Here is a 17,467-nt window from a genome sequence, read left to right on the forward strand (position 1 = left end):
AACCGGGCCACGGGAACCGCCCGCCGAGGCACACCGTGCCGGCCGAGCCGACGAGGTGATGCCGAGCGGGCCGTCCGGCCCGAGCACCCAGCGGATCGTGGGGCTACTTCTGCGTCCGGATCTCGACGAGCATGTACTCGCGTGCCTCCGGGTCCGTCGTCTCGCCCACGGCCGTCCACTGGTTCGGCGTGACGGCGAACGACTTCTTCTCGGTGCCCACAGTCATGTCGACCGTGGCGTCGTAGGCGTTGCCCTTGACCCCGTAGACGGAAGGGATCTCCATGGTCAGGAAGCCGGAGTCGCCGGTCACCTTGAAGCAGACCGGCACCGCGTCCTCGGGGCGCCGCATGATCTGGAGAAGTCCCGGCTCGCTCCCGCAGTCGGCGAGGGTGATGTGCCCGTCCCCGCGCTTCAGCACAATCCCCTTGTCCCGCAGAATTGCGTCCGCATTCGGGTAGCGGAAGTCCTCCACCGCGAACCCCGGAATCTCCTCCGCGACAGAAGCGTTCGACGCCCCCGCGGCCGGATTCGAGAGGGCGGCTACGAGGGCCGCCGCTCCCATCGCCGCAACCCCACCCAGCGTGGCAATTCTTCTCATAAGGCGCAATTGATGTCCTTCACACTTCCCAGGAATTCCCTCACCGGGAATTCCGCGACCCGGTTGACATTTAGATTCGATACGAACCGACACGGCAGGCACCGGCGGGCGAGTTCCACCGCCGCCGTCCTCCAGGCACGGGCGACGGCGGCGGAAGCAGGGCCGGCAGACCACCCGCCCCAGCGGCGCATCGTGCGACACACCACGGCGGATCGGCACCGCAGCCCCCGTGCACAAGGACAGACATGACGCTAGACCGAACCTGTCGGCCGCCGGAGGGACCCCGCGCGCCACGAAGGGGGCCTGACGCGCCACGAAAAAACCGTGCCGTCCCGGCGAGCAGGGCATCCTGGGCGTCCCGGACGCCCCACAGCACGACGCCTGCGGCCTTCACCCGCGTCAACACCGCGGCCGCCCGACGGCTCGGCATCACTCCCGCCGAGTACGCAGACCTGCTCGGTACGGCCCCTTGACAGGCGACCTTTACCGCACTCCGGCATCCACCAACATCCGCCTCTGGGAACTCATGACCCTGCGCTCCTCATGGCCAATCCCTCATCGAGCCGTACGGCACCCGCGCCATCACCTTCGGCGGCCCGTTCAACTCTCCGACGTTCGAGGCCGCCGACCTCACCGCACCGCAGCCCCACCCCCGGCCTTGTCCGCCCTGCTGCGCAGACACGCCGACCGGACGCCGGCCGAGGCCGTCCCGCTCCACACCTGGCTCGACACGTTCCGCACCGTCCTCCGAGCGACACCGGACGCGGAGGTTCCCACCCTGCGCGCCACCGCCCAACGCCTGCCCCTCAGCACCCGAACGCTCCAGCGCCGCCTGGGAGAACACCGCACGACCTGGCCGGACGAACTCCAGACCGTCCGCAGCGAACGAGCCCTCCGCCTGCTCACCTCCACCGACATGACCCTCGGCTCCGTCGCCAGACACGCCGGCTACGCAGGCCCCGGCGGCCTACATCGAGCCGTCCGGCGCTGGACCGGGCAGCCCGTCGCAGCGTTCCGCGCCCACAGCGATGACGACCACCCCACCGAAGCGTCCACCGTCCGGCTCGGCTCCTGGACGAGGGGACGACACACCGCTGAGGCGGCCCCAAGGACCTCTTAGGGGCGCATGCGCGCGCGGCCGATAAGCAGAGCTCCATGGTTGTGAATTGGCGGGCAGCCGACAACTTGCCGGGGGAGGCAACCGGGAAGCACAAAGAATCCCCGAGGGCATCCGACGAGGACGCGGAACCGACCGGGCCGCCCCGTACGTTGAGCGGGGCGGGGCCACGCCGTGCGCACCCGACGAGCACCGAAGGGGCGGGGGACGCGTGCCGCAGCAGAGCCGCTCCGCGCGCCTGGCCGCGTCCGCGCTGGCCCTCGTCGTCACCGTCCTCGCGCTGTTCGCCCCGGGGGCCGGGGCGCGAGGCGTGCCCCTGCCCGCCGACAGGCCGCTCGCGCACCACGCGGTGGCCGGGTACCCCGGACAGGGGGCAGGACGGGACGACGTCCCGGCGCAGCAGGTCGCGGTCACGCACCGGCCCGACGTCCACATCCCGGGCCCGCAGCCCGCCGGCCCCGCGCGTACGGCCGTCGACACGGCTCCGCGCCGCGCCTTGGGCGGGCCCGACACGGGTCCCGGCACCGTACTCGCGCCACCGCACAGGCCGGCCGAGTCCGCCGCTCCGCGCGGCCCTCCCCACCGATGAGCACGCAGACCGTCCTCGACGCCTGACCGTCCTGCCCCGGCGCACACCGCGCGGGGCCGGTCACGCGTCCCTCCGTCCTGCCCTCATCGTGGAGTACGCATGTCTCGCGCACCCTTGTGGAGGGGGATCGTCGCCCTGGCGGCGGTCGCCCTGTCCCTCTTCATCGCCCTCACCCAATCCGCCCGCCTCGGCCTCGATCTGCGAGGGGGCACCCAGCTCGTCCTGGAGACCCGGGACTCACCCACCGTCAAAGCCGACGCCGCCTCCACCGACCGTGCTCTGGAAGTCCTCAGGCAGCGCGTCGACGCCCTCGGCGTGTCCGAACCCGGCATCGCACGCTCCGGCGAGAAGCGGATCATCGTCGAACTGCCCGAAGTGCAGGACCCCCGCAAGGCCGCCGACGTCATCGGCCGTACCGCACAGCTCACGGTCCACCCGGTGACCGGGGCGACGGCCGAGCGGGGCTCCGCGAAGCCCTCGGCCGACGGATCGCGCACCCTGCCCGACCCGGACCGGCCGGGCACCTACCTGAAGCTGGGTCCCACCGCCCTCACCGGCGAAGGGGTCAAGGATGCCGAGGCGGTGCTGGACCAGCAGTTCCTCAACGGCTGGATGGTCTCCCTCGACTTCCGCAAGGGCGCGGGCGACACCTGGGCGAAGATCACCTCGGACGCGGCCTGCGCGCCTCAGGGTGCCCCGGAACGCCGTGTCGCCATCACCCTCGACAACAAGATCATCTCGGCGCCCGGCGTCAACGCGGACGTGGCGTGCGGGGTTGGCATCACCGGCGGCTCCACGCAGATCAGCGGCCAGTTCGACCAGTCCGAGGCACGCGACCTGGCGGCGCTCGTGAAGGGCGGCGCGCTGCCGGTGCCCCTCGACGTCGTGGAGCAGCGCACGGTCGGCCCGACGCTCGGCGCCGACGCGATCGAGGCCAGCATCAAGGCCGCGCTCATCGGCATCGCCCTGACCGCGCTGTTCATCACCGTCGTCTACCGGCTCCTCGGTGCGCTCGCGGCCCTGGCCCTCGCGCTGTACGGCCTCGTCTCGTACGCCGCGCTGGTGGCGCTCGGCGCGACGCTCACGCTGCCGGGGCTCGCCGGGTTCGTCCTGGCGATCGGCATGGCGGTGGACGCGAACGTCCTGGTCTTCGAACGGGCCAGGGAGGAGTACCTGGGCGTCCGTTCCCAGGACCTGGCGAAGCCGGTGCGGACGGGCTTCGCCAGGGCATGGAGCGCGGTGATCGACTCGAACGTGACGACGCTGCTCGCCGCCGGACTGCTGTTCTTCTTCGCCACGGGCCCGGTCAAGGGCTTCGGGGTCACCGTGTCGATCGGCGTCCTGGCATCCATGCTCACGGCGCTCGTGATCACCCGCGCGCTCGCGGACTTCGCCGTCGCCCGCAGCTTCGTACGCCAGCGCCCCGGTCTGACGGGCATCGCCTCGACGGGCCGGGTCCGCACGTGGCTGGCCCGCCGCAAGCCGGACCTGGTCCGCCACCGTCGCCGCCGGCTCGGCGCGAGCACACTCCTGGTGGCGGTGGCCGTCGCCGGAATCCTCGTCCGTGGCCTGGACTTCGGCGTGGAGTTCACCGGCGGCCGCCTCGTCGAGTACAGCACCAGCAGGTCCGTCGACGCGGACACGGCCCGGAACGCCGTCTCCGACGCGGGGTTCCCGCGCGCGGTGGTGCAGGAGTCCGGCGACGGCGACATCACCGTACGCACGGAGAGGCTCACCGACGACGAACAGCGGCGCGTCACGGCGGCCTTGGAGAAGCCCGGCGGAACCGTCACCGTGGAACGTGACGAGCGGATCGGTCCGAGCCTCGGCAACGAACTGCGCCAGAAGGCGCTCCTGGCCCTGGGCATCGCGGTGGCCGCCCAACTGGTGTACCTCAGCGTGCGGTTCCGCTGGACGCTCGCGGCGGCGGCGGTCTCCGCGATGGTCCACGACGTCCTCCTCGTGGTGGGCCTGTTCGCCTGGCTGGGCAGGCCGGTGGACAGCGTCTTCCTGGCGGCGCTGCTCACGGTCATCGGCTACTCCGTGAACGACACGGTGGTCGTCTTCGACCGCGTCCGCGAGGCACGCCGCCGGGACCCGCGAGGCAACCTGGAGAGGACGGCCAACCAGGCGGTGGTCCAGACGCTCCCGCGCACGGTCAACACGGGCATGGGAGCCCTGTTCATCCTGACCGCACTGGCGATCCTGGGCGGCGACTCGCTGGCGGACTTCTCCGTGGCGCTGATCGCGGGCGTCCTGGTCGGCACCGCCTCGACCGTCTTCACCGCGGTCCCGATCGCGATCGCCCTGGAGCGCCGCAACCCGACGGCCCCTCCGGCACGGGGTCGCCGGGCCGAGGAGGAGGTCTCCGGCAGGTACGGCTCGTCGGAGGCGCGGAGGAAGAAGGAGAGGGGGACGGGGGCGGTCGTCTGACCCCAGGAGCGCGGTCCTCAGGCCGAGGGCAACCTCCGTCACATGCCGACCGGGATTCCGGTGGACGCGGCGGGGCCGTCGAGGGTACGTCCACATGTCGGCGTACCCTCGACCGGTGCCGCCCTCCGCGACGGGTGGACGGCGCGACGTTCCCGGGGCGGCCCGGTGCGGGGACCGGACGATGCCTAGTGCTGGATCAGACCGCCCACCGGCACCGGGGCGACGTGGCCGGTTGCCGGAAGGGTCCGGGCCAGGGAGAGGCCGATGTCGACCAGCGATGACCGGCGCAAGCGGGCGACGTCGGGGACCCTGGTCCAGACAGACTCGGCGACCTCGCCGTTCGGCTCGGGCCGGAGTCGGCCGCCGGTGACGCGGACGCGGTAGAAGACACCGACGTTGTGGTGCTCGGTCCCCGCGCGGGCCTCGGCCGCGGGAATGACCCGCGAGTCCACACCGAGCAGACGGTCCACCACCGCCGTGCAGCCCGTCTCCTCGGCGACCTCCCTGATCACCGCATCGAACGGGTCTTCGCCGTGCTCCACCCTGCCGCCCGGAAGAGTCCAGGTGCCCTCCCCCGTCTGCGGGACATGGCGGGCGAGCAACACACGCCCACCGTCGATGCACACGGCATACGCCGCCAACCGAAAACCCATCCTTGCGCCTCCCCGCCCGTACCTGCCCGACGTCCAAGGTCGACGTACCGGTCCCAGCGCTCGCACCGTATCCACAACAGGCCCGTGACGCTGCCACGCGGCCGCTTCGAGCCGTGGCCGTCAGCTCACCGGCGGCAGCGGCTGGAGGGACACACCGATGAGCGCGCCGGTGACACGACGGGCCGACAGCAGACGCGCGCGGATCGGGCGGGAACAAACGGCCTATCCCGCCCCGCTGCCCCTACCGGTCCGGGCCCGCCGCAGTGCGGCGTGGACGAGCCAGCCCGCGGCGGCGCCGACGGCGTACCAGGCGAGGTCGGGCGCGTTGAACGTGGAGCCGAGCACCAGACGGGCGAGGGTGCTGCGCCGGGAGAGCTCCGCGGGCACGGGACCGAGCTGGAGGAACTCGACCGCCCAGCTGACGGCGAGCGCGATCGCGGCGGCACGCGCGGGCGACAGCCGTGGGGCGACCGCGACGACGAGCGTCAGAAGCAGGACGGTGTACAGCGCGTCGCCGCCGTACTTGGCCACGTCCCCCGCCGCCGTCGCCCTGAGCCCCAGGCCCGCGCCGACGGTCAGCGCGGCTGCCGCCACCGCAGCCGCGCGGGTACGGGCCGGGCGGGCGGAGGCACGATCCGGTGCGGCGCGGTCCGGTGCGGCGCGGTCGGGGGACTCGCGGTCCGGGGACTCGCGGTCCGGGGACTCGCGGTCCGGGGACTCGCGGTCGGGATTCGCTGGTGCGGAGGTCATCCGGTCATGGTGCCGGACAGCCGGCGTGAGCCGCGCACGAGCCGGGCAGCTGCCGAATGCCGTCAGGTCCAGTCGTTGGGCGACGGCAGGACGCCGGGGACGGGTCCGGCTGTGCCCACCGCGTAGACCGCGCGCAAGCTGAGATCCGGGGAGGCGAAGACGCCGCTGCGGTACCCGGATCCGATCCGGTCCTGCCCCACAGCAGCGGTCGTGCTCGCGGGCAGCCCGCCGCGTACGTTGACGTCGACCACCTCGCCGCCGTCGCCTGCCAGGTGGCCGGGCCCGGCTCCCCCTGAACCGTCCCTGACCACACATCCCTGAAACGTCCCTGACCACACATCAGGGACGACCCGACAGCCCGGGACCCGCTTCGAGAAGCTGCGCGCGCAGTCCTCTAGCGATGACGCGCCGGTGGGAAATCCGGACGCCGGTGGGAAATCCGTTCGACAGGCACCCCGCGACGCACTGTGATGGCTCCTGCTGCCTGCCGCGCGGGGCGGGCCGACAGCAGGAGCTGCTCTTGGCAACCGGGAGAACCGCGGACGCCCGTCCCTCGATCGATGCCGCACTGGTCAGGCGGCTGGTCGCTACGCAGTTCCCGCAGTGGGCCGAGCTGCCCTCGGAGTTGCTTGACCCGGCCGGCTCGGACCACGTGATCTACCGGCTCGGCGAGGGGCTGTCCGTCCGGATGCCCCGACATGCCGGCGCCATCGGGCAGGCCAGGAAGGAGTCCGAGTGGCTGCCGCGGCTCGCCCCGCACCTGCCACTGGCCGTTCCCGTGCCCGTGGGAGTGGGGAAGCCCGGCTTTGGCTATCCGCGGCCTTGGGCGGTCTCCCGCTGGCTGGACGGCGAGGTGGCGACCGTAGGGGCACTGGGCGACTCGTCCGAGGCCGCCGTCGAACTGGCCGGGTTCCTGACCGCTCTCCAACGGTTCGACCCCGGGGGAGATCTCGGCCCAGGGCGTTCGCGCGGACCTCACCGCCCCGCCGCTGGTTGCACGGGACCGGGCTACGCGCGCCGCCATCTCCGCGGTCGACGGCCCGTTCGACACCGCTGCCATGACCGAGCTGTGGGAGGCGGCGCTGAGCGCCCCCGACCGGGACGGCCCACCGGTCTGGTTCCACGGCGACTTCCACACCGGCAACCTGCTGACCGTCGACGGACGCCTCAGCGCGGTCATCGACTTCGGCGGACTCGGAATCGGCGACCCGGCCTGCGACCTGGTGATCGCCTTCACCCTGATGTCGGCTGGGAGCCGGGCCACCTTCCGTACCGCGCTCGGCGTGGACGACGCCACCTGGATCCGGGGCCGCGGCTGGGCGCTGGCCACGGGCCTGAACGCCTACGTCCACTACGCCGCCGTCAACCCCCGGGTCGCCGCGCAGACCACCCGCCAGATCGCCGAGGCCCTCATCGGCTAGGTCGGCTTGACGGCCGGCGTCGTGGTGCCTGCGCAGGCTGAGCGGCCCGGTAGGCGGAAGCCGGTGGGAAGGGTCTCTCCGGCCAGATCTGAGCGTCCGCCAGTGGGCCATCGGATGCGGGGGCTGTCGGGACGGGGCGTCCAGCGCCGGGTGGATCCGGGGCGCCGGATCAGGCACCGGCCGATCCGGGGAACCAGCACGGGGACACCGATCCCCCGCCGCGTACCGGCGCCTGAACCGGTGGGACGCGCCGAAGGCCGTGCGGAGCGAGCGAAACCGGTTGCGGGTGCGGCCCGGTGCCTGAGACCGTGCGGGCTCCCGCAACTGCGACGAGGCTCGGATGACGATCTACTTCTATGGCGCGGACGAAGTCCCCTACGGCTGCTTCTCCAACTTCTCCGCCCACGACCTGGAGCTCGACGGGCAGGTATGGCCCACCTCGGAGCACTACTTCCAGGCCCAGAAGTTCATCGGCACCCGCCATGCCGATCTCATCCGTCGGGCCCGCACGCCGCTGCGGGCCGCCGAGCTCGGCCGTGACCCGTCCAGACCGCTGCGGCGGGACTGGGAGCGCGTCAAGGACGACGTGATGCGCCGTGCCGTGGCGGCCAAGTTCCGGGCCCACGCGGACATCCGCGGCATCCTGCTGTCCACCGCCGACGAGGAGATCGTCGAGAACACCGGCACCGACCACTACTGGGGCCGCGGCAGAACCGGGACCGGCAAGAACATGCTGGGCCGCATCCTCATGCGCACCCGCAGGCAACTCCGCGCCGAAACCCGTGGAAGCCACCACCAGCTCGGCTGACGCACCACAGCAATTGCCGCGTTCCACAGCAGCGGCCCGCCCACAGGGCTCTGCGTGCTCGGCGGGGCCGCCTGCCGCGGGTGCAGCCGAGCCGCCCCTCCGCACCCACCCGCCCGGCAGGTCGGGAACGAGCCCGAGGGACACGGTGGAAGGATGAGGCGGTGTCCGACTCCCTTCCTGAACTGTGGCTGCGCGGCCTCGCCTTCAATCCGGCGGCGCCCTCCGGCGTGCTGATACGCCTGTTGGAGCAAGCGGCCGGTGAGGCCGGTCCGTTGATGTGCGAGGGTCGTGACCTGCCCGACGATGTCGTGGACGCGGTTCTCCGCCACCCGGACCGGAGGATCCGCCGCGCGCTCGCCTGCAACCGGCACGTCGACCCCGCGCTGCTCGCCCCCTTGGCCACGGATCCGTCCGGGATAGTCCGCGGGTGGCTCGCCGGCGGGCCCCGCCCTCGCTTCCTCCTGCGATGGGTCAGACCGCTCCCCGAGGACATTCTCGTCACCCTCCTGACCGCCCGGGACGGGGGTGAGGACGGCCTGGTGACCGAGGACGAGATCGTCGCGGAGCTCAGTTCCTCGCGGCAGATCCCCCGGTCCTTCGCTCGGTCCATGGCCGGCCACGAGCACCCCGGAATCCGTGTACGGGCCGCCTGGGGATGGCAGTCGCTCACTCCCGCGCAGCGCGAGGCCCTGCTCGACGACCCCGACCCCGCGGTACGGGAGGCCGCCGGGAAGAGCAGCTGGGAGCTGGACCCGGAGGCGGTGGAGGCCCGGCTCCCGTCCATCGGCTCGCTCAGCAAGTCGCACGTGCTCGGCACGTGCGCCCTGTCCCCCGCGGTCGTCGAGCAGTGCTTCGCGAACGGCACGGTGTACCCGCTGACCTGGAACCGCCACACTCCGGCCGATGCCGTGGCGCGGCTCGCCCGTCATCCCGAGGCGAGGGTGCGCGAGATGGTCGCCGCCCGGCCCGATCTGGGACCGGACCTGGTCACCGCGCTGAAGGATGACCCGGACCAGGGTGTGCGGATGCGCGCCCGCCTGCGCCCCTTCCCCCGTACCTGGGCCGAGTACTGGGCCATCGAGCGGGTCGTCGGGCACGGTCCGGACTGCACCTGCCCGATCGCCGAGCCGGCCGACGAGCCGTCCTCCGACTGGTTCGCCGCTTGTGCGACCTCAGAGGAACCGGTGCTCCGCCGGGTCGCCGCGAGCCGGCCCGGACTGCCGGCGGAACTCGTCGAGAGACTGTCGCGGGACGACGACGAGGAGGTGCGGATCCGGCTGGCCTGCCACCAGCCGCTGGCTCCGCCCGAGCTCCTTCAGGACGTCTTCGTCAGTCGCCCGGCCCACCGGCCGCACCTGCTGACGCTGCGTGCGTTCCCCCGCACCGGCTGGGCCCACCTCATCGATCACCCGGATCCCGAGGTACGCGCCCTGGCCGCAGCCGATCCGGCCCTGCCCGACCCTCCGGTGGAGGACTCCGACGCGTCGGTACGCCGGGCAGCCGCCGCCAACCCGAGCCTGGCGCCGGAAGCCCTGGAAGCCCTCCTCACCGACCCCCGCACGGCGGAAGGTGCCGCGTCCAACCCGTCCCTCCCCGTCCCCCGCATGCACACGCTCCTCGACCGATGCCTGAACGGCACCACCGCGCAGACGACGTCCCTGCACGGGGATACCGCTACCTGAACGATCACCCGTTCCTGATGCCGGCCGGGGCGCCCGGGCTCGTGTCCGTCGGGGCTGGACAAGGGCGGCGGGGCCGGGGTGGCTCCAGCGGCTTGTCCTTGCCCGCGCCGGGAGGGAGCCCGATCGCGTTGCTCAGGTCGACGCCCGTCAGATCGGCGCCGCCCAGTGACGCCCCCGTGAAATTCGTGCTGAGCAAGGTGGCCCCACGAAGGTCGGCGCCCGTCAGCAGAGCGCCCGTGAAGTTCGCGTGGGTGAGGTCGGCCCCTCGAAGGTCGGCACCCGTCAGGTTGGCGCCGATCCTGGCGTCGCCTTCCGAGAGGTTGGGCGGGTACGACAGTTCCGCGTTGTTCAGGTCGGCGTTGCAGAGGTTCGCTCCGCCCAGGTCGGCGGACGTGAAATCGGTGTTGGTGAGTTCGGCTCCCGTCAGATCCGCGTTGAAGAGGGCGGCACCCGTCATGTTCGCGTTGTCCAGGTGGGCCCCGGCGAGCTGACCTCCCGTGCTGCCGGAGCCGGCTTTGTCGTCGACGGAGGAGAATCGAGCCCCCTGCAGGTTCGCCTCCTCAAGGTGTGCGCCCGTCAGGTCGGCCCGAATGAATGTGGCCTCGGGGAGGATCGCGCGGCGGAGCACGGCGTCCTTCAGTACGGAGTCGCGTACCCGTACCTGCGCTGTCTCCGCTTTCACTCCTGTCAGGTCGGCCCGAGTGAGGTTCACCCGGGTGAAGGCGGCGTCGGCCAGCTGAGCGTCGTTGAGCAGGGCCCGGCTCAGGTCCACCGCGGTGAACTGGCCGCCGCGTAGGTCGGCGTTCCTCAGCCTGATCCCGCTGAACGGCAGCCGGGACGTCGAGGGAGGCCCGCCCGACACATCGCTCTCCGCTGCCAGCCTCAGTCCGCGCAGGTCGCTGCGTGACCAGTCGACGACCGCGGACCCGTCGCGCCCGGACGGGCGGTCGGCAAGCACACCGACCACGGCCAGGACGGCGGGCGGCAGCGCGGGAGGTGCGGCACCCGGGGTCTGCTTGGCGAAGCCGGCGGCAGGGACGGCAGCATGGGACCGGATGAACGCGGAGAGCACCGACACGATGCGCGGCTGGTCCCTGGCCGAGTCCTCCATGATCCGCTCCAGCGCGTAGACGCCACCGAAGGTCAGCTCCTCGTCGTCCTCGCCGAGCTGCTCGATCGCCGCCGTGAAACGCTCGGTGATCTGGCCCTGCTCGGCGATCCGCAGTTCCCTGTTGCCCTGCTCAAGGGTGTCGGTGCCCTGTCTCCAGGTGAAGATCAGCGCGGCGGCGGCAGCGAGGCCCGGAAGGAGCGAGCCGGCGATGAGCCACGCGGATGTCTTCGACCCGCGCCGACGGCCTTCCCAGGCATGCGGACGGCGGCTGTCCAGGCGGTGGCGTGACCGGTCCTCTGTCATCCCTCCATGGCACCTGACATGGAGGGACAGTGCCTCCCCGTGGCGAGCGCCCGGGTGAAAGCGTTCGTCCTCGCTCACGATGTCCCGCTCTCCACCGCCGGGAGGGCGAAGTGGGCGACTCCTTGTCATGGCGCCTGCGGCCCGAACCGGGCCTTGTACGCCGACGGGGTGATGCCGGTCTCGCGGCGCATCAGCGCGCGCAGGTTGGCAGCGGTGCCCAGGCCGCTGCGCCGTGCGACCGTCTCGAAGCGGAGCTCGCCCCGCTCGATCAAGCGGCATGCCAGGGCGAGTCGTTCTCCGGTGAGCCATGTCAGCGGTGTCGTGCCCAGCTGTTCGCGGAAGCGGCGGTGCAGCGTTGCCGGGCTGACCGCCGCGCGTGCGGCGAGGTCGGGGACCGTGAGGGGGGTGTCCAGGTGTTCCTGTGCCCAGGCCAGGACGGGAGCCAGGGACTGGTCCGGCAGGTCCGGCATGGGGCGCTCCACGAACTGCCGCTGGCCGCCGTCCCTGTGCGCGGCGAACACGAGCCGCCGGCTCACGGAGTTGGCGACCTCCGCGCCGTGGTCGCGGCGGACCACGTGCAGCCCGAGGTCGAGTGCGGCCGCGCTCCCCGCCGCCGTGAGGATGTCGCCGTCGTCGACGAACAGCACGTCCGACGCGAGGTGGACCGAGGGGAAGCGGGCGCGGAAGGAATCCGCCCACTGCCAGTGGGCGGTGGCCCGGCGGCCGTCGAGGACTCCGGCCTCGGCCAGCGTGAAGGCTCCGCTGCAGAAGCCGACGAGGCGGGCGCCGCGTGCGTGCGCCCGCCTGACGGCGTCGAGCACGGCCGGACGGTGGGGCGTGTCGGTGTCCGGGCGGTTGGGGACGATCAAGGTGTCCGCCGCGTCGGCCGCTTCCAGCCCGGCGACCCCGGTGAGCGTGAAGAACCCGTCTCGCATCAGGGTGCGGGGCTCGGGAGAGCACAGCCTGAAGTCGTAGAGGTCGCGACCGATCTCCGGTCTGCGCAGACCGAAGACCTCGGTCGCGCAGCCGAGTTCGAAGGGGTTCGAGTTCTCGTCGACGATCACGACGACCCGGTGTACGCCCGCCGAGGGAGCCGGTTGCGAGGATTCTTTCGTCATATGCGATTCCTAGCACTCACGCCGGTGGTGCGGAACGGATCAGGATGGGCCCATGAGCAACGAACCCCTTCTCCTCGGCAAGGCTCTGGCCTCCTTCGACGCCTTGTGGAGCCCCCGCATCGTCACGCGCGTCAACGACTACGACGTCCGGATCGCCAAGGTCGCGGGCGAACACGTCTGGCACGCCCATGACGACACCGACGAGTTCTTCCTCGTCATCGAAGGCGAACTGCACATCTCCTTGCGCGAGCCCGACGGCGAGCGCACGGTCCTGCTCCCGCAGGGGGCCGTCTTCACCGTCCCCCGGGGCGTCGAGCACAAGCCGTACGCTCCGTCCGGCGCCGCCATCCTCATGTTCGAGCCCAGCGGGACACTGAGCGTGGGCGATCGCCACGAGGAGGTACCGGACCACGTGGACGCGACGACCGGACACTCACTCGACTCCTGAGCGCCCGGGGCCCGCTCGTCGGCCGTCGCCGGCGAGGTGGGGCTGCCTGGAGCGGACCGGCCGGTCACGCGGGCTTCTAGACGGTGCGGCGGTTTCCCTGGTCGTCGCAGGGGAGTTCGGCGGCCGGGTGGTTGGCGGTGAAGTCGCGCTCCGCCTGCCGTTCGGCCTCGCTGATCGCGGTGGGTTCGACGTTGATGATGCCGCCGAACGGCCGGTCGACGTCCCGGATGATGCACAGCGTGGTGGTCAGCAGCGCGGTGATGACCACCAGGGTGATCACCTGGCCGCGGTTGTTCCTGCGCGGCAGGCAGATGCCGAGGCCGATCACGGTGATGGTCAGGGTGGCGAGCAGGAACCAGAAGATCGCCGACGGAATGCTGGCGGTGGCCTGGGTCAGCCGCTCCTCGCGTTCGTCGGAGCGCCTGTTGTCGGCGGCGATCAGCATGCCGAAGGCCGGCTTGCCCTCCAGCGTCTTGAAGACGGTCCGGAAGTCGGTCGACCAGACGCTGGGGGCGGGCGAGCCGGTGCCGTCCGCCATGGCCGGCCACTCCTGGGTGCGCACGGCGCGGGCGTAGCAGACGGCGTCGGCCTGGATCCGGGCCCGCTGGAGCTCGGGGGCGTATTCGGCGGTCTCGACGAGCTGGTCCAGGGCGCGGGCCTCACCCCGGGAGGAGACCTCGGCCTTGCCGTAGGAGCTGTTCGCGGTCACGAGGACGAAGGCGAGGAGGAGCACGGTCAGGGTGAGCAGGGGGCCGACGAGGTCTTTGACGGCCATGCCGGAGTCATCGTCCTCGGCGAGCAGTCTGGGGCGCAGGAAGCGGTTCGCGGCCAGCCCAGCGAGCAGGGCGAGGACGGCGACGATGATGACGAGCCACACGAGGGAGGACCTCCGGGAAGGCAGAACAGCGACGGACCGGAGCCTTTGCCGGGTCCGGCAGGCACGACGATCCTGGGCCGGAGGGGCGGTGGAGAGGAACGGGGGAAACGTTCGCTCGCCTTCACACGAGCGACACGCCTTGCGCCGCACGGCCCACAGGCCCTCGGTCCGGAGCCGCCTCTTGCCGGTCCGCTCCGGCACCGCCCCGTTCTCGTAGCCGACCGGGGCGGGTGAACGTGTGCGACCCCTGGCCGGATCCGGACGGAATCCGCCTATTCCGCGGTGGTGTTCGCCTTCTGTTCACCAACAACCTGAATGCATGCCTCCGGTATCTCCTAAACATAACGGGTCTGGACCACGGAGGTCCGGACGCGAAAGACCCAAGGAGTCCCCCCGTCATGCCTCCCTCCCCCGACGTCTCCCGCCGCACGCTGCTCGGCGGCGCCGCCGGTGCCGCCGTGCTCGCCTCGCTGCCGTTCAGCGTGCGCGAGGCGCTCGCCGCGCCCGCCCGCCCCGGCCGGCTGGAAGACATCGCGCATGTCGTCGTCCTGATGCAGGAGAACCGTTCCTTCGACCACTACTTCGGAACCCTCCCCGGCGTCCGCGGCGTCGGCGACCGCGTCGCCGTGCGCGGCGTCAACGGCAGGTCGGTCTTCCACCAGCCCGACCCCTCGCGCACCGAGGGCCACCTCGTCCCCTTCGCGATGAACGCGGCCCACACCAACGCCTACCGCAACGGCGCCCCCGCCTTCGGGTTCGTCGACTCCCTCCCCCTCTGGAACGACGGGCGGGCCGACGGCTACGTGACCGGGCGCAGCAGCGGCTGGCTCGGGCACGGGTTCTACGAGCTTGCCGACATGCCGTTCTACAACGCCCTCGCCAGCACCTTCACGATCTGCGACCAGTACCACGCGTCGGTCCAGTGCAACACGAACACCAACCGCGACCACTTCATGACCGGCACGAGCGGTGGCACGGTCAACGACACCGTCGTCTACAACAACAGCTACATACCGGGCGGTTACACCTGGACCACGTACGCCGAGCGGCTCCAGAGCGCCGGCGTCACCTGGAAGACGTACCAGGCCCGGGACAACTACGACGACAACGCCCTCGCCTGGTTCCGGCCGTTCCAGCAGGCCAGGCCCGGCGAGCCGCTCCATGACCGGGGCATGGCGATGGTCGGCGCCGCGGCCGACCAGGGCGACGGCCACAAGATGGGCGACGCGCTCGTCGAGGCGTTCCGCGCCGACGTCGCCGCCGACCGCCTGCCGCAGGTGTCCTGGATCGTCGCCCCGGAGGCCCTCTCCGAGCACGCCAGCTGGCCCCCGCCGTTCGGCGAGCACCTCACCGCGCGCCTGATCGAGGCGCTCGCGGACCACCCCGAGGTGTGGGCCAAGACCGTCTTCATCCTCAACTACGACGAGCACGGCGGCTTCTTCGACCACTGCATGCCGCCGGTGCCGCCGCTCTCCGCCGACCGGGGCAAGGCGACCATGTCCGTGGACGGCGAGGTCGTCGTCCGGGTCAAGCGCACCGACGGCGCCGTCGCGATGCGCGTCGTCTCCCAGGACGGCCGCTACCGGGTCCGTGCGGCCGACGGCTCCCTCGCCTGGTCGGACACCCTGCCGGCCGGGGAGACCCTGGTCTCCGGACCGCACGCCATGGGTCTCGGCCTGCGGGTGCCGATGCTCGTCGTGTCCCCGTGGACCCGCGGCGGCGTCGTCGACTCCACGGTCCTCGACCACACCTCCGTGATCCGCTTCCTGGAGCGCCGCTTCGGGGTGCGCGAGCCCAACATCAGCGCCTGGCGCCGCTCCGTCTCCGGTGACCTGACGTCCGTCTTCGACTTCTCCGGCGAGAACATCGTCTGGCCCGAACTGCCCGACACCAGCGGCAACGTGGCGAAGGCCGACGCGGCCGCCGGGAAGCCGTCGATCGCCGTCCCCTCGCCGCAGTTCTTCCCCCGCCAGGCGCGCGGCACCCGGCCCGCCCGGCCCGTGCCGTACGCCCTGTCGCTGCGCTCCCGGGTCCGCGACGGCGAGGTCGAACTCGATCTCCGCAACAAGGGCCGCCAGGCGGCCGTCTTCCAGGTGTACGCGGAGCCCGGCAGCACCCCCGACTTCTACACCGTCGGTGCGGGCGAGCGGCTCTCCGGCGCCCGCGCGCTCCAGGACGGCGGTTACGACCTGCGGGTCCACGGCCCCAACGGTTCCCTGTGGGCGCTGCGCGGAGACGCCGACGACGCTCTGGAGGCCCGGCTGAAGGAGGAGTCGGACGGCGACCGCGCGTACGTGGAGATCGAGATCGAGAACCGCGGCCGGCGCTCCCGTACCGTCCTCGTCGGCGATCTGGCGTACGGCGGCGGCGTCCGTGAGGTCCGGGTCGGGGCGCGCGACGAGCGCAGCGTGAAGCTGCGGGTGCCGGCCGAGCGCTGGTACGACGTCGCCGTGAGCGCAGCCGACGACCCGCGGTTCCTGCGCCGCTTCGCCGGCCGTTTCGCCGACCGGCACGAGAACCGGCACCAGGACCGGCACCCGGGCCGCGGCGGGGGCCGCACCCGGGGCGTCACCGACCCGGCGATGGGTCTCGCCGACGCCCTCGTCGCCGAGCTCACCACGGCCGCCGGTGACGAGCCGGTCGTCGCGGGCGGGACCACGGCCCGGTTCAGCGCCACCGTGACCAACCGCGGGCCCGTCGAGCTCCACGACGTGACCGTCGCCCTCACCGTGCCGTCCGGATGGACGGCGAAGCCGGTCGCGGACGCCCCGCCGCGGACCTTGGCCTCCGGTTCCTCCTACGTCGCGAGCTGGGACGTCACCGCGTCGGCCGACGCCCCCGCGTACGGCTCCGCCCGGCTGCTCGCGGTCGCCCGGGGCCGCGCGGCGGACGGTCTGCGCCTCGCGGACGGCGAGATCCAGGCCCGCATCGCCCCCTCCATGAGCGGGCACCTGCTCGCGGAGGACTTCCAGTCGCTCGCCGGGAAGCTGGTCCCGCGCGGCCAGGTGCTCGGCTGGACGGCGACGGCGCCGGAAGGCTGGTCGGTCGTCAACGCGGCCGCGATGCCCAAGGGCACGCCGATGTTCCAGGGCTGGACCTTCCACACCCGGCGCGCCTGGTCGGCCGGGGCCCAGAACCGGCCGAACTTCACCCGGGGCCTCGGCATCATCGCGGTCGCCGACCCCGACGACTGGGACGACACGGGCGCGCCCGCGAGCAAGGGCCGCTTCGACTCGACCCTGGTCTCGCCCGCGGTCCCGATCGCGGCCGGACGCACGGCCCTCCGGGTGGACTTCGACTCCCACTACCGGCAGGAGGCCGATCAGAAGGCCGAGGTCCGCGCGGTCTTCGACACGGGCGAGGAGCAGATCGTGCTGCGGTACGGCCCGGGCTCGCCGGACGCCGAGAACACGGCGGTCGGCAAGGACCTCGTCGTCCCGGCGGGGGCTCGGACGGTGACGCTCCGGTTCCGGATGTACGACGCCGGGAACAACTGGTACTGGGCGGTGGATCACATCCGCGTGAGCTGACGTGCGTACGGGCGGTGACCGGCGACCCC

15 protein-coding genes and 1 pseudogene are annotated in these 17,467 nt (G+C 72.2%); 9 read left to right on the forward strand and 7 right to left on the reverse strand.

Annotation, left to right across the window (positions count from 1 at the left end; genetic code table 11):
• Positions 1-103: 103 nt before the first annotated feature.
• Positions 104-418, reverse strand: coding sequence for a hypothetical protein (locus ABD981_RS10320; protein WP_338058638.1), 315 nt, complete (start codon positions 416-418; stop codon positions 104-106).
• An 838-nt stretch (positions 419-1,256) separates the two neighbouring features.
• Between ABD981_RS10320 and ABD981_RS10325 the strand changes: the two genes are divergently transcribed.
• From ABD981_RS10325 to secD, 3 genes are all read left to right on the forward strand, one after another.
• Complete coding sequence (locus ABD981_RS10325) at positions 1,257-1,718, forward strand: helix-turn-helix domain-containing protein (RefSeq protein ID WP_165590952.1); 462 nt, start codon at positions 1,257-1,259, stop codon at positions 1,716-1,718.
• Between the two features lie 208 nt (positions 1,719-1,926).
• The gene (locus ABD981_RS10330) at positions 1,927-2,304 is read left to right on the forward strand and encodes a hypothetical protein (protein WP_046908744.1); all 378 of its coding nucleotides are present in this window, start codon (positions 1,927-1,929) and stop codon (positions 2,302-2,304) included.
• Between the two features lie 99 nt (positions 2,305-2,403).
• Entirely contained in the window at positions 2,404-4,737 is a 2,334-nt protein-coding gene (gene secD, locus ABD981_RS10335) for a protein translocase subunit SecD (RefSeq protein ID WP_046908743.1), read from the forward strand.
• Between the two features lie 185 nt (positions 4,738-4,922).
• Here the strand turns inward: secD and ABD981_RS10340 are convergent, their stop codons facing one another.
• From ABD981_RS10340 to ABD981_RS10350, 3 genes are all read right to left on the reverse strand, one after another.
• Entirely contained in the window at positions 4,923-5,390 is a 468-nt protein-coding gene (locus ABD981_RS10340) for an NUDIX hydrolase (protein ID WP_046908742.1), read from the reverse strand.
• A 222-nt stretch (positions 5,391-5,612) separates the two neighbouring features.
• A complete protein-coding gene (locus tag ABD981_RS10345; protein WP_123954609.1) occupies positions 5,613-6,140 on the reverse strand; it encodes a ribosomal maturation YjgA family protein in 528 nt (175 codons plus the stop codon).
• A gap of 62 nt (positions 6,141-6,202) precedes the next feature.
• Complete coding sequence (locus tag ABD981_RS10350; protein WP_345528850.1) at positions 6,203-6,391, reverse strand: hypothetical protein; 189 nt, start codon at positions 6,389-6,391, stop codon at positions 6,203-6,205.
• 437 nt (positions 6,392-6,828) lie between these two features.
• On the opposite strand from ABD981_RS10350, the pseudogene ABD981_RS38845 reads away from it, so the two are divergent.
• From ABD981_RS38845 to ABD981_RS10365, 4 genes and pseudogenes are all read left to right on the forward strand, one after another.
• A pseudogene (locus ABD981_RS38845) lies at positions 6,829-7,050 on the forward strand (phosphotransferase); the annotation flags it as partial.
• Positions 7,051-7,162: 112 nt separating this feature from the next.
• A complete protein-coding gene (locus ABD981_RS38850; RefSeq protein ID WP_382747613.1) occupies positions 7,163-7,561 on the forward strand; it encodes a phosphotransferase in 399 nt (132 codons plus the stop codon).
• A 340-nt stretch (positions 7,562-7,901) separates the two neighbouring features.
• The gene (ybiA, locus tag ABD981_RS10360) at positions 7,902-8,369 is read left to right on the forward strand and encodes a riboflavin biosynthesis intermediates N-glycosidase (protein WP_046908741.1); all 468 of its coding nucleotides are present in this window, start codon (positions 7,902-7,904) and stop codon (positions 8,367-8,369) included.
• 161 nt (positions 8,370-8,530) lie between these two features.
• Positions 8,531-10,051, forward strand: coding sequence for a hypothetical protein (locus tag ABD981_RS10365; RefSeq protein ID WP_046908740.1), 1,521 nt, complete (start codon positions 8,531-8,533; stop codon positions 10,049-10,051).
• 4 nt (positions 10,052-10,055) lie between these two features.
• On the opposite strand, the gene ABD981_RS10370 is transcribed toward ABD981_RS10365, so the two are convergent.
• Both ABD981_RS10370 and ABD981_RS10375 read right to left on the reverse strand, forming a co-directional pair.
• Positions 10,056-11,543, reverse strand: a complete 1,488-nt coding sequence (locus ABD981_RS10370) for a pentapeptide repeat-containing protein (RefSeq protein WP_165590951.1) — start codon at positions 11,541-11,543, stop codon at positions 10,056-10,058.
• A 47-nt stretch (positions 11,544-11,590) separates the two neighbouring features.
• Positions 11,591-12,583, reverse strand: coding sequence for a GlxA family transcriptional regulator (locus ABD981_RS10375; RefSeq protein ID WP_046908739.1), 993 nt, complete (start codon positions 12,581-12,583; stop codon positions 11,591-11,593).
• A gap of 52 nt (positions 12,584-12,635) precedes the next feature.
• Here ABD981_RS10375 and ABD981_RS10380 point away from each other — a divergent pair, with 52 nt between their 5' ends.
• On the forward strand, positions 12,636-13,031 hold the full coding sequence (locus ABD981_RS10380; RefSeq protein WP_046908738.1) for a cupin domain-containing protein: 396 nt from the start codon (positions 12,636-12,638) through the stop codon (positions 13,029-13,031).
• 76 nt (positions 13,032-13,107) lie between these two features.
• On the opposite strand, the gene ABD981_RS10385 is transcribed toward ABD981_RS10380, so the two are convergent.
• Positions 13,108-13,908, reverse strand: coding sequence for a bestrophin-like domain (locus ABD981_RS10385; protein ID WP_046908737.1), 801 nt, complete (start codon positions 13,906-13,908; stop codon positions 13,108-13,110).
• 398 nt (positions 13,909-14,306) lie between these two features.
• Here ABD981_RS10385 and ABD981_RS10390 point away from each other — a divergent pair, with 398 nt between their 5' ends.
• Complete coding sequence (locus ABD981_RS10390; protein ID WP_123954607.1) at positions 14,307-17,438, forward strand: phosphocholine-specific phospholipase C; 3,132 nt, start codon at positions 14,307-14,309, stop codon at positions 17,436-17,438.
• Positions 17,439-17,467 lie beyond the last annotated feature (29 nt).

The sequence above is a fragment of the Streptomyces showdoensis genome, from assembly GCF_039535475.1.
GTDB lineage: Bacteria > Actinomycetota > Actinomycetes > Streptomycetales > Streptomycetaceae > Streptomyces > Streptomyces showdoensis.